The 11154-nt window shown below is 44.1% G+C and carries 24 protein-coding genes; 1 reads left to right on the forward strand and 23 read right to left on the reverse strand.

The features are described from left to right. Nucleotides 1-61: 61 nt before the first annotated feature. From rpmJ to rpsJ, 23 genes are all read right to left on the reverse strand, one after another. The gene (gene rpmJ, locus PVK71_RS15625) at nt 62-175 is read right to left on the reverse strand and encodes a 50S ribosomal protein L36 (protein ID WP_005417265.1); all 114 of its coding nucleotides are present in this window, start codon (nt 173-175) and stop codon (nt 62-64) included. Nucleotides 176-205: 30 nt separating this feature from the next. Next, nucleotides 206-1537 (reverse strand): preprotein translocase subunit SecY, encoded by a 1332-nt coding sequence (gene secY / locus PVK71_RS15630; protein ID WP_130048648.1) that lies wholly within the window; start codon nt 1535-1537, stop codon nt 206-208. A 20-nt stretch (nt 1538-1557) separates the two neighbouring features. Further along, nucleotides 1558-1992 (reverse strand): 50S ribosomal protein L15, encoded by a 435-nt coding sequence (rplO, locus tag PVK71_RS15635; protein ID WP_274419792.1) that lies wholly within the window; start codon nt 1990-1992, stop codon nt 1558-1560. 6 nt (nt 1993-1998) lie between these two features. Beyond that, nucleotides 1999-2178, reverse strand: a complete 180-nt coding sequence (rpmD, locus tag PVK71_RS15640; protein ID WP_130045887.1) for a 50S ribosomal protein L30 — start codon at nt 2176-2178, stop codon at nt 1999-2001. A 5-nt stretch (nt 2179-2183) separates the two neighbouring features. Further along, nucleotides 2184-2684, reverse strand: coding sequence for a 30S ribosomal protein S5 (gene rpsE / locus PVK71_RS15645; protein ID WP_045103039.1), 501 nt, complete (start codon nt 2682-2684; stop codon nt 2184-2186). Nucleotides 2685-2698: 14 nt separating this feature from the next. Then, a complete protein-coding gene (rplR, locus tag PVK71_RS15650; RefSeq protein ID WP_130045886.1) occupies nt 2699-3052 on the reverse strand; it encodes a 50S ribosomal protein L18 in 354 nt (117 codons plus the stop codon). Nucleotides 3053-3061: 9 nt separating this feature from the next. Then, entirely contained in the window at nt 3062-3595 is a 534-nt protein-coding gene (rplF, locus tag PVK71_RS15655) for a 50S ribosomal protein L6 (protein ID WP_130048647.1), read from the reverse strand. A gap of 12 nt (nt 3596-3607) precedes the next feature. Next, complete coding sequence (gene rpsH, locus PVK71_RS15660) at nt 3608-4000, reverse strand: 30S ribosomal protein S8 (protein WP_130045884.1); 393 nt, start codon at nt 3998-4000, stop codon at nt 3608-3610. Between the two features lie 29 nt (nt 4001-4029). Then, on the reverse strand, nt 4030-4335 hold the full coding sequence (gene rpsN, locus PVK71_RS15665; protein WP_130045883.1) for a 30S ribosomal protein S14: 306 nt from the start codon (nt 4333-4335) through the stop codon (nt 4030-4032). Nucleotides 4336-4352: 17 nt separating this feature from the next. Further along, nucleotides 4353-4892, reverse strand: coding sequence for a 50S ribosomal protein L5 (rplE, locus tag PVK71_RS15670; RefSeq protein ID WP_130045882.1), 540 nt, complete (start codon nt 4890-4892; stop codon nt 4353-4355). A 27-nt stretch (nt 4893-4919) separates the two neighbouring features. Beyond that, complete coding sequence (rplX, locus tag PVK71_RS15675; protein WP_130045881.1) at nt 4920-5237, reverse strand: 50S ribosomal protein L24; 318 nt, start codon at nt 5235-5237, stop codon at nt 4920-4922. Nucleotides 5238-5248: 11 nt separating this feature from the next. Beyond that, on the reverse strand, nt 5249-5620 hold the full coding sequence (rplN, locus tag PVK71_RS15680) for a 50S ribosomal protein L14 (protein ID WP_005417241.1): 372 nt from the start codon (nt 5618-5620) through the stop codon (nt 5249-5251). Between the two features lie 164 nt (nt 5621-5784). After that, nucleotides 5785-6039 carry a 30S ribosomal protein S17 gene (gene rpsQ / locus PVK71_RS15685; RefSeq protein WP_130048646.1) on the reverse strand — a complete coding sequence of 85 codons (255 nt, stop codon included), beginning with the start codon at nt 6037-6039 and terminating at the stop codon, nt 5785-5787. Further along, entirely contained in the window at nt 6039-6230 is a 192-nt protein-coding gene (gene rpmC, locus PVK71_RS15690; protein ID WP_005417238.1) for a 50S ribosomal protein L29, read from the reverse strand. The genes rpsQ and rpmC overlap by 1 nt, the downstream gene beginning before the upstream one ends. Next, nucleotides 6230-6640 carry a 50S ribosomal protein L16 gene (gene rplP, locus PVK71_RS15695; protein WP_005417237.1) on the reverse strand — a complete coding sequence of 137 codons (411 nt, stop codon included), beginning with the start codon at nt 6638-6640 and terminating at the stop codon, nt 6230-6232. Before rplP ends, rpmC begins: the two co-directional genes overlap by 1 nt. Nucleotides 6641-6651: 11 nt before the next feature. Continuing rightward, nucleotides 6652-7350: a 30S ribosomal protein S3 gene (gene rpsC, locus PVK71_RS15700; RefSeq protein WP_045103049.1), complete on the reverse strand. Its 699-nt coding sequence runs from the start codon at nt 7348-7350 to the stop codon at nt 6652-6654. Between the two features lie 19 nt (nt 7351-7369). Next, nucleotides 7370-7702: a 50S ribosomal protein L22 gene (gene rplV / locus PVK71_RS15705; protein WP_045103050.1), complete on the reverse strand. Its 333-nt coding sequence runs from the start codon at nt 7700-7702 to the stop codon at nt 7370-7372. A 10-nt stretch (nt 7703-7712) separates the two neighbouring features. Beyond that, a complete protein-coding gene (gene rpsS, locus PVK71_RS15710; protein ID WP_012549154.1) occupies nt 7713-7991 on the reverse strand; it encodes a 30S ribosomal protein S19 in 279 nt (92 codons plus the stop codon). A gap of 19 nt (nt 7992-8010) precedes the next feature. Next, entirely contained in the window at nt 8011-8835 is an 825-nt protein-coding gene (gene rplB, locus PVK71_RS15715; RefSeq protein WP_012549153.1) for a 50S ribosomal protein L2, read from the reverse strand. Nucleotides 8836-8850: 15 nt separating this feature from the next. Continuing rightward, a complete protein-coding gene (rplW, locus tag PVK71_RS15720) occupies nt 8851-9153 on the reverse strand; it encodes a 50S ribosomal protein L23 (RefSeq protein WP_130045879.1) in 303 nt (100 codons plus the stop codon). Continuing rightward, nucleotides 9150-9752, reverse strand: coding sequence for a 50S ribosomal protein L4 (gene rplD, locus PVK71_RS15725; protein WP_274419790.1), 603 nt, complete (start codon nt 9750-9752; stop codon nt 9150-9152). The genes rplW and rplD overlap by 4 nt, the downstream gene beginning before the upstream one ends. 17 nt (nt 9753-9769) lie before the next feature. Then, nucleotides 9770-10399 (reverse strand): 50S ribosomal protein L3, encoded by a 630-nt coding sequence (rplC, locus tag PVK71_RS15730; RefSeq protein WP_060993968.1) that lies wholly within the window; start codon nt 10397-10399, stop codon nt 9770-9772. A gap of 12 nt (nt 10400-10411) precedes the next feature. Continuing rightward, nucleotides 10412-10723, reverse strand: coding sequence for a 30S ribosomal protein S10 (gene rpsJ / locus PVK71_RS15735; RefSeq protein ID WP_005417222.1), 312 nt, complete (start codon nt 10721-10723; stop codon nt 10412-10414). Between the two features lie 162 nt (nt 10724-10885). On the opposite strand from rpsJ, the gene PVK71_RS15740 reads away from it, so the two are divergent. Continuing rightward, nucleotides 10886-11154: hypothetical protein (locus PVK71_RS15740; protein ID WP_274419788.1), on the forward strand; the 269-nt coding region annotated here is incomplete at its 3' end.

Below are 11154 nucleotides of genomic sequence, written 5' to 3' on the forward strand. Positions count from 1 at the left end.
AAAGGTAGGCCGAGAATAATACTCGGCCTAACTTAATATATCAAGTAAAAATTTCTGCTAATTAACCTTGGCGTTGCTTATGCTTTGGTTCAACGCAAATTACACGCACAACACCGTTGCGCTTAATAACTTTACAGTTGCGGCAGATTTTTTTAACGGAAGCACGAACTTTCATTGCTAAACTCCGTAAAATTGGAATCTGAAATTAACGGCCGTAGCCTTTCAGATTGGCCTTCTTCAACACGGACTCATACTGTTGAGACATCAGATGAGTCTGAACCTGTGCCATAAAGTCCATGATAACAACAACTACGATTAGTAGGGAAGTACCGCCAAAATAGAAGCGTACGTTCCAAGCTATCATCATAAACTCGGGAATCAGACAGATAAAGGTGATATACATCGCACCAGCTAAGGTTAGACGAGTCATTACTTTATCAATATATTTCGTAGTCTGTTCACCTGGGCGGATTCCGGGTACGAATGCACCAGACTTCTTCAAGTTATCTGCTGTTTCACGCGGGTTAAACACCAACGCTGTATAGAAGAAACAGAAGAAGATAATTGCTGCTGCATAAAGCATTACATATAACGGTTGACCAGGGCTTAACGCCATGGAAACATCAGTTAACCAACCGAATGTTCCTTCACCATTACCACCAAACCACTGAGCCAATGTCCCAGGGAATAGTATAATACTTGATGCAAAAATTGCAGGAATCACACCAGCCATATTTATTTTTAATGGAAGGTGAGTACTTTGAGCTGCAAATACCTTACGGCCTTGCTGACGCTTCGCATAGTTAACGACGATACGACGTTGACCACGCTCCATGAACACTACAAAGTAGATAACTGCAAATGATAAAACTGCAATTAGTAATAGAAGAAGCACGTGCAGTTCACCTTGACGCGCCTGCTGAATCGTTTCCCCGATAGCCGGTGGTAAACCAGCAACGATACCTGTGAAAATAATCAGAGATATACCGTTACCAATGCCACGCTCAGTAATTTGTTCACCTAACCACATTAAGAACATGGTACCAGTTACTAAACTTACTGTAGCTGTCAGATAGAACATCATGTCAGGGTTAGCAACTAACCCTGGAATCATGCTTGGTAGACCGGTTGCAATACCAATTGCTTGGAATGTAGCCAGCACCAAGGTGCCATAACGTGTGTACTGGTTAATCTTACGACGTCCAGACTCACCTTCTTTTTTCAACTCTGCTAGAGGTGGATGAACAACTGTTAACAGTTGAACAACGATAGATGCCGAAATATACGGCATAATACCTAAAGCAAGAATTGAGGCACGAGACAGCGCACCACCAGAAAACATGTTAAACAGTTCAATGATGGTACCCTGTTGCTGTTCGAAAAGATCAGCAAGGACAGCAGCGTCAATCCCAGGAATTGGCACAAATGAGCCAGCTCGGAACACTAAAAGCGCACCTATAACAAATAACAGACGCGATTTCAGTTCAGCTAGGCCGTTCTGTGCACTACTTACTTCTTTTCCTGGTTTCTTTGCCATTGTACCTCATCCTTCGAGGATTATTCCTCGATCTTACCGCCTGCAGCTTCAATCGCAGCTTTAGCGCCTTTCGTTACGCGTAGACCTTTAACAGTTACAGCAGTAGCGATTTCACCAGAAAGTACAACTTTCGCGAACACAATGTTCTTAGTGATTACGTTAGCAGCTTTAAGGCTGTTTAGATCGATAACGTTACCTTCAACTTTAGATAGCTCGCTTAGACGAACTTCTGCAGTTACTAGGCTCTTACGTGAAGTAAAGCCAAATTTAGGTAAACGTTGTTTCAGAGGCATTTGACCGCCTTCAAAACCAACGCGAACTTTACCGCCAGAACGTGATTTTTGGCCTTTGTGACCACGGCCACCAGTTTTACCTAGGCCAGAACCGATACCACGACCTACACGCTTCTTAGAAGGTTTAGAGCCAGCAGCCGGTGATAGAGTATTCAAACGCATTTCTGATTACTCCTCAATCTTAACCATGTAGTAAACTTTGTTGATCATGCCGCGGTTACACGGTGTATCTTCAATTTCTACTGTATGGTTGATGCGACGAAGACCTAGACCTTTAAGGCACAAAATGTGCTTAGGTAGGCGACCGATAGAGCTTTTAGTCTGAGTTACTTTGATAGTTTTAGACATGGTACTTACTCCGAAATAGATTCAACAGTTAGACCACGCTTAGCAGCTACCATCTCAGGTGACTTAACGCTACTTAAACCAGCAATCGTTGCGCGAACAACGTTGATTGGGTTAGTAGAGCCGTAAGCTTTTGCTAGAACGTTGCGGACACCCACAACCTCTAGTACTGCACGCATAGCACCACCTGCGATGATACCTGTACCTTCTGAAGCAGGTTGCATGTACACTTTTGAACCAGTGTGGCGACCTTTAACAGAATGGTGAAGAGTACCTTCGTTAAGTGCAATCGTAAACATGTTACGACGTGCTTTTTCCATTGATTTTTGAATCGCTGCAGGTACTTCACGAGCTTTGCCGTAACCGAAACCTACACGACCATTACCGTCACCAACAACTGTTAGTGCAGTAAAGCTAAAGATTCGACCACCTTTAACCGTTTTAGAAACACGGTTAACAGCAATTAGCTTTTCGTTCAAATCTGTAGCTTGTTGTTGTTCTTTAGCCATCTTCCAACCCTACCTTAGAATTTCAGACCAGCTTCGCGAGCAGAATCTGCTAGCGCCGCTACTCGGCCGTGGTATTGGAAACCAGAACGATCGAAAGCAACATTAGTAATGCCTTTTTCGATAGCGCGCTCTGCAATTAATTTACCAATTGCTTGAGCTGCAGCTTTGTTGCTAGTGTTTCCAACTTGCTCACGGATTGCCTTTTCTACAGTAGAAGCGGCAGCGATAACCTCTGAGCCGTTTGGTGCGATTACCTGAGCGTACGTATGACGCGGAGTACGGTGTACTACAAGGCGAGTTGCACACAGTTCAGCAATCTTACGACGTGCACGTGTAGCACGACGGATGCGAGATGCTTTCTTATCCATAGTGATACCCTACTTCTTCTTAGCTTCTTTAGTACGCACGATTTCATCGGCGTAACGAACACCTTTGCCTTTGTAAGGCTCAGGCTGACGGTATGAACGAATATCCGCAGCAACTTGACCAACTACTTGCTTATCGCAACCAGTTAAAACGATCTCAGTTTGAGTTGGACACTCAGCTTTAATACCTTCTGGTAGAGCGTGCTCTACTGGGTGTGAGAAGCCAAGAGTTAGAGCTACAGAGTTGCCTTTCATAGCAGCACGGTAACCTACACCTTTAAGAGTTAGCTTCTTAGTAAAGCCTTCATTAACGCCGATAACCATGTTGTTAACTAGTGCACGAGCTGTACCAGCTTGTGCCCAAGCATTAGCCACGCCTTCGCGAGGACCAAATACAACAGTGTTATCTTCTTGTGAAACAACTACAGCACTGTTAAGTACGCGAGTTAGTTCACCTTTACCACCTTTAATAGTGATTTCCTGGCCGTTCAGTTTAACTTCTACGCCAGCAGGAATTACTACGGGTGCTTTAGCAACACGAGACATATCCTACTCCTATTAAGCTACGTAGCAGATAATTTCGCCACCAAGACCAGCTTTACGCGCAGCGCGATCAGACATTAGGCCTTTTGATGTAGAAACAACAGCAATACCAAGACCACCCATAACAGATGGTAACGCGTCGTTCTTCTTGTATACACGAAGACCTGGACGAGAAACTCGTTGGATTTGCTCGATAACTGGTTTAGCTTGGAAATACTTAAGAGTGATTTCTAGCTCAGGTTTGATTTCGCCTTCAACAGCGAAGTCAGCGATGTAGCCTTCAGCTTTAAGTAGTGCAGCAATTGCAACTTTAAGCTTTGAAGAAGGCATTTTAACAGCAACTTTATTTGCTGATTGACCGTTGCGAACGCGGGTCAGCATATCCGAAATCGGATCTTGCATGCTCATATGATTTACTCCAAATGATTAAGTGGCAATTACCAGCTAGCCTTACGAAGACCCGGAATCTCGCCTTTCATGCAAGCTTCACGAACCTTAATACGGCTTAAACCGAACTTACGTAGGTAACCGTGTGGACGACCAGTTTGGTTGCAACGATTACGCTGACGAGATGCACTTGAATCACGAGGTAGAGCTTGCAGTTTAAGAACTGCATCCCAACGCTCTTCTTCAGAAGCATTTACATCGCTAATTAGAACTTTTAGCGCCGAACGCTTTTCAGCGAACTTAGCTACAAGTTTTGCACGTTTAGCTTCACGTGCTTTCATAGATTGTTTAGCCATAACAGTAACCCTTCACCTTACTTACGGAATGGGAAGTTAAAGGCAGCCAGCAGAGCTCGGCCTTCCGCATCTGTATTCGCAGACGTCGTGATAGTAATATCAAGACCGCGTACACGATCAACTTTATCATAGTCGATCTCAGGGAAGATGATTTGCTCGCGAACGCCCATGCTGTAGTTACCGCGACCGTCAAAAGACTTCGCGCTAACACCACGGAAATCACGTACTCGTGGAAGTGCAATAGAGATTAAACGCTCTAAGAATTCCCACATACGTTCGCCACGTAGGGTTACTTTACAACCGATTGGGTAGCCTTCACGGATTTTAAAACCAGCAACAGATTTACGCGCTTTAGTAATCAATGGTTTTTGACCAGAGATAATTGCCATATCGGCAGCAGCGTTTTCTAGAAGCTTCTTATCATTGATTGCTTCACCAACACCCATGTTTAGGGTGATTTTTTCAACCCTAGGGACTTGCATGACGCTTGAGTAGCTGAACTCTTTGGTAAGCTCAGCGACTACAGACGACTTGTAGTAATCATGCAGTTTCGCCATAGTAGAACTCCAAATTGCTTCTATCTATTAGTTAGAAATGGTTTCGCCGTTTGATTTGAAGAAACGCACTTTTTTGCCTTCTTCAAAACGGAAACCGATACGGTCCGCTTTACCAGTAGCTTCGTTGTAGATTGCGATGTTAGAAGCATCAATTGCTGCTTCTTTCTCAACAATACCACCTTGCTGACCAAGAGCCGGTACAGGCTTTTGGTGCTTTTTAACAAGATTGATACCTTCAACGATAACTTTACCAGTTTCAAGAACCTTAGTTACTTTACCTTTCTTGCCTTTATCTTTACCGACAAGAACGATTACTTCGTCATTACGACGGATTTTAGCTGCCATCTTACCGCTCCTTACAGAACTTCTGGTGCTAGTGAAACAATTTTCATGAATTTCGCATTACGAAGTTCACGAGTCACTGGACCAAAGATACGTGTACCGACTGGTTGCTCAGTAGTGTCATTCAACAATACGCAAGCATTACGGTCGAAGCGAATGATAGAACCGTCTGGGCGACGAACGCCTTTACGAGTGCGCACTACTACCGCCTTCAGAACATCACCTTTCTTAACTTTACCGCGAGGAATTGCTTCCTTAACAGTAACTTTAATGATGTCTCCGATATGTGCATAACGGCGGTGAGAGCCACCCAGAACCTTAATACACATTACCTTGCGCGCACCAGAGTTATCTGCAGCGTCAAGTGTACTTTGCATTTGGATCATTGTTAGTGCTCCGCTAAATATTTAAAACTAGACCCATCACGGGTCGGGCTGCCTCTTTAAAAGGGATGGGGATTATATCACCATATTTTAAATAAAGGTAGTCTAAAAATAAACGGCTCCAAAAAAAGTTCGGAGCCGCTTAGAATCGCTATAGAATCAACAAATTAAGCTTTTGCTTTTTCTACAATGTTTACCAAAGTCCAAGATTTAGTCTTAGACAGTGGGCGACATTCACGAATCTCAACAGTATCGCCTAGGCCACACTCGTTGTTTTCATCATGTGCGTGAAGCTTAGTCGTGCGCTTGATGTATTTACCGTAGATCGGGTGTTTCACCATGCGTTCAATAGCAACAACAATAGACTTGTCCATTTTGTCGCTAACTACACGACCTTGCATAGTACGAATTTTCTCGCTCATTATGCGCCAGCCTTCTCATTCAGTAAAGTTTTAACACGTGCGATATCACGACGTACAGCTTTCAGAGTATGAGTTTGCTGTAGTTGACCAGTCGCAGCTTGCATGCGCAAGTTAAACTGTTCACGTAGCAAATTCAGAAGCTCTTCATTAAGCTCTTCAACGTTTTTCTCGCGTAGATCTTGTGCTTTCATCACATCACCTGCTTAGTTACAAAAGTAGTTTTGATAGGCAGTTTACGTGCCGCTAGGCGGAACGCTTCACGTGCCAACTCTTCAGGTACGCCGTTCATTTCGTACATAACCTTTCCAGGTTGGATTTGGGCTACCCAGTACTCAACGTTACCTTTACCCTTACCTTGACGAACTTCAAGCGGTTTTTCTGTGATAGGTTTGTCTGGGAACACACGGATCCAGATTTGACCTTGACGCTTAATGTGACGCGTCATAGCACGACGAGCCGCTTCAATCTGACGAGCAGTTAGACGACCACGGCCTACAGCTTTAAGACCGAAGTCGCCGAAGCTTACTTCAGTACCTTTAGCAAGGCCACGGTTACGACCAGTCATAACCTTACGGAACTTAGTACGTTTTGGTTGTAGCATCAGTCAGCTCCTTACTTACGGCTTCTACGCTGCTTCTTAGGCTTGTCAGCCTTAGGCTCTACTGCATTAGCAGCTGGCATACCGCCTAGAACTTCACCTTTGAAGATCCAAACTTTAACGCCGATCACACCGTATTGAGTGTGAGCCGAAGAAGTTGCGTAATCAATGTCAGCACGTAGAGTATGTAGAGGTACACGACCTTCACGATACCACTCAGAACGTGCGATTTCAGCACCGCCTAGACGGCCACCTACTTGTACTTTGATGCCTTTAGCGCCTAGACGCATTGCATTTTGTACCGCACGCTTCATAGCGCGACGGAACATAACACGACGTTCTAGTTGAGAAGCAATGCTGTCAGCTACAAGTTGAGCGTCTAGCTCAGGCTTGCGAACTTCTGCAATGTTGATTTGCGCTGGAACACCTGCGATTTTTGCTACGCCTGCGCGTAGTTTCTCTACGTCTTCACCTTTTTTACCGATAACAACGCCTGGACGAGCTGTGTGAATAGTCACACGGATGCTCTTAGCAGGACGTTCGATAACGATGCGTGATAGAGATGCTTTTTTCAGTTCTTTAGTAAGATACTGACGTACCTTGAAGTCGCCGTCTAGGTTGTCAGCGAACTCTTGGCTACTAGCAAACCATGTAGCATTCCAAGGCTTAACGATGCCAAGACGAATACCATTAGGATGTACTTTTTGACCCATTTGCTTAATCTCCTAGTCTTTAACGATCAGCTACAACGATAGTGATGTGGCTTGAACGCTTCAAGATGCGATCTGCACGACCTTTAGCACGAGGCATAATACGCTTCATGATAGGGCCTTCGTCTACGAAGATTTTAGCGACATTTAGATCGTCGATATCTGCACCTTCGTTGTGTTCAGCGTTTGCGATAGCAGACTCAACAACTTTCTTAATTAATACTGCAGCTTTTTTGTTGCTGAAAGTAAGAATTTCAAGAGCTTGGTCTACTGATTTCCCACGAATTTGGTCCGCAACTAAGCGAGCCTTTTGTGGAGAAATGCTGGCAAAACGATGTTTAGCAATAGCTTCCATATTCTACCTCCTAACGCTTTTTAGCTTTCTTATCTGCAGCATGGCCACGATAAGTACGAGTAGGTGCAAATTCGCCCAGCTTGTGACCAATCATGTCTTCTGTAACGAAAACTGGTACATGCTGGCGACCATTATGGACAGCGATGGTCAAGTTGATCATAGTTGGAATGATCATTGAACGACGGGACCAAGTCTTAATAGGCTTTTTGTCTCCGCTTTCCACCGCTTTCTCTACCTTCTTCAGCAAGTGTAGGTCAATAAAAGGACCTTTCTTGAGAGAACGTGGCATGGCGATTCCTCTTTATAGATTATTTGTTACGACGACGTACAATGTACTTGTCAGTAGATTTATTCTTACGAGTCTTGAAGCCCTTAGTTGGCATACCCCAAGGTGATACTGGGTGACGACCGCCTGATGTACGACCTTCACCACCACCGTGTGGGTGATCCACTGGGTTCATTGCAACACCACGTACCGTTGGACGAACACCGCGCCAGCGTGTAGCACCGGCTTTGCCTAGCTCACGTAGCATGTGTTCAGAGTTACCAACTTCACCGATAGTCGCACGACCTTCAGAAAGAACTTTACGCATCTCACCAGAGCGTAGACGTAATGTCACATAAGCGCCATCACGAGCAATGATTTGTGCGTATGCACCAGCAGAACGTGCAACTTGCGCGCCCTTACCAGGTTTTAATTCAACACAGTGAACAGTAGAACCTACTGGGATGTTGCGCAATGGTAAGCAGTTACCTGCTTTGATTGGCGCATCAACACCTGATTGTACTGTATCGCCGGCTTTAAGACCTTTTGGTGCGATAATGTAACGACGCTCACCGTCTGCGAACAGAACTAGTGCAATGTTTGCACTACGGTTTGGATCGTATTCTAAACGTTCAACGATAGCTGGAATGCCATCTTTAGTACGTTTAAAGTCAATTAGACGGTAGTGTTGCTTATGACCACCACCAACGTGACGTACTGTAATACGACCGTTATTGTTACGACCACCAGATTTAGAGTTTTTCTCTAAAAGAGGTGCGTATGGCTTACCCTTATGTAGGTCAGCGTTAACGATTTTTACAACGTGACGACGACCAGGGGAAGTCGGCTTACATTTAACAATAGCCATTTTTAACTACTCCTGTTATTCCGCGCCGCCAACGAAGTCTAGGTCTTGACCTTCTTTCAAGATTACGTACGCTTTTTTCACGTCTGAACGACGGCCTTGGCGTGCACCTTGACGTTTGGTCTTGCCCTTAGTAATAAGGGTATTTACAGACTTAACTTCAACTTCAAACAACTTTTCTACTGCTGCTTTAATCTCTTTTTTAGTTGCATTGATTGCTACTTTGAAAACAATAGTGTTATTGCCTTCAGCAGCCATCGTTGCTTTTTCAGAGATAATAGGACCACGTAGAACTTTTAGTAGACGCTCTTCACTGATCATGCCAGCATCTCCTCAACTTGCTTAACTGCAGCTGCAGTCATTAGAACCTTGTTGAATGCAACTAGACTTACTGGATCAATACCAGCAACGTCACGTGCGTCAACTTTGTAAAGGTTACGAGCAGCTAAGAATAGATTCTCATCTACTTCGCCAGTTACGATAAGAACATCGTTAAGCTCAAGCTCTTTAAGCTTAGCAACTAGCTCTTTAGTCTTTGGTGCTTCAATTGAGAAGTCTTCAACAACGATCAAACGATCTTGACGAACTAACTCAGAAAGAATGCTCTTAAGAGCACCACGGTACATTTTTTTGTTTACTTTTTGGCTGTGATCTTGTGGTTTCGCAGCAAAAGTAACACCACCTGAACGCCAGATTGGGCTACGAATAGTACCCGCACGAGCTCGGCCTGTACCTTTTTGACGCCATGGCTTAGCGCCACCGCCAGATACTTCTGAACGTGTTTTTTGAGCGCGAGTACCTTGACGAGCACCTGCTGCATAAGCAACAACTACTTGGTGTACAAGAGCTTCGTTAAACTCACGTCCGAAAGTAGTTTCGGAAACAGTTAGTGCCGCAGCACCTTTAACCATTAGTTCCATTACATACTCCTAAGACGTTATGCTTTAACAGCTGGTTTAACGATCACGTTGCCACCTGTTGAGCCTGGTACTGCACCTTTAATAAGAAGCAGATTGCGCTCAGCGTCAACACGTACGATCTCTAGGTTTTGAGTCGTACAACGCTCAGCACCCATGTGACCTGCCATTTTTTTGCCTTTAAATACGCGACCTGGAGTTTGACATTGGCCAATTGAACCCGGAGCACGGTGAGACAAAGAGTTACCGTGAGTCATATCTTGAGTACGGAAGTTCCAACGCTTAACAGCGCCTTGGAAGCCCTTACCTTTAGATGTACCAGTAACGTCTACTTTTTTGATTTCGTTAAAGATTTCAACACTTAGCTCAGCGCCAACTGCGAATTCTTCACCGCTTTCTAAACGGAATTCCCAAAGACCGCGACCTGCTTCAACACCTGCTTTCGCAAAGTGACCAGCTTCAGGCTTAGATACGCGGTTAGCTTTCTTAGAACCACAAGTAACTTGAATTGCGTTGTAGCCATCTGTTTCTACAGTTTTCACTTGAGAAACACGGTTAACTTCAACTTCAACTACTGTTACTGGGATAGAAACGCCTTCTTCGGTAAAGATGCGGGTCATGCCCACTTTACGACCGACTAGACCAATCATAATAATCTCCCCTTAACCTAGGCTAATTTGAACATCAACGCCAGCAGCAAGGTCTAAACGCATTAGTGCGTCAACAGTTTTATCTGTTGGCTCAACAATGTCGATTAAACGCTTGTGAGTACGAATTTCGTACTGGTCACGTGCGTCTTTGTTAACGTGAGGAGAAGTAAGAACAGTAAAACGCTCTTTACGAGTAGGTAGTGGAATAGGACCACGAACCTGAGCGCCAGTGCGCTTAGCTGTTTCAACGATTTCCGCTGTAGACTGATCGATTAATTTGTAATCGAATGCTTTTAGGCGGATACGTATACGTTGGTTCTGCATGAGACAGAGCTCCAATAATAAATACACAAACAATATCGCCACTCAATCCCGTAAGAACGAGAGAATGTCGATTGATTTATGTGAAACCATAGGTCCAAAATTAGGACACATTGTCAGTTAACTTATATTAGAATTTACATCTAACGATCACTCATTAGAGTAATGACTAATAATATTAACCGCGAACATAAGCTGAGTATTCATTCTAAGCACTCACCCTACTCTGTAGGAATCAGCACTTTCCTCGCTGCTCATTGGTTCACAACTGGCTTAACCAGTGCGTTGCATTATACAGATCACACTTTTAGTTGCAAGCATTGTTTGAAAAACAAACGAAAAAAAATATATTTTCTTACAGGCAACAAAAAGGGAAGCCTAAGCTTCCCTTTTTTAGTCATGCGATTTATCGCAAAATCTTTAGCTATTAAGCG

Source organism: Aliivibrio sp. S4MY1, from assembly GCF_028765545.1.
Lineage (GTDB): Bacteria > Pseudomonadota > Gammaproteobacteria > Enterobacterales > Vibrionaceae > Aliivibrio.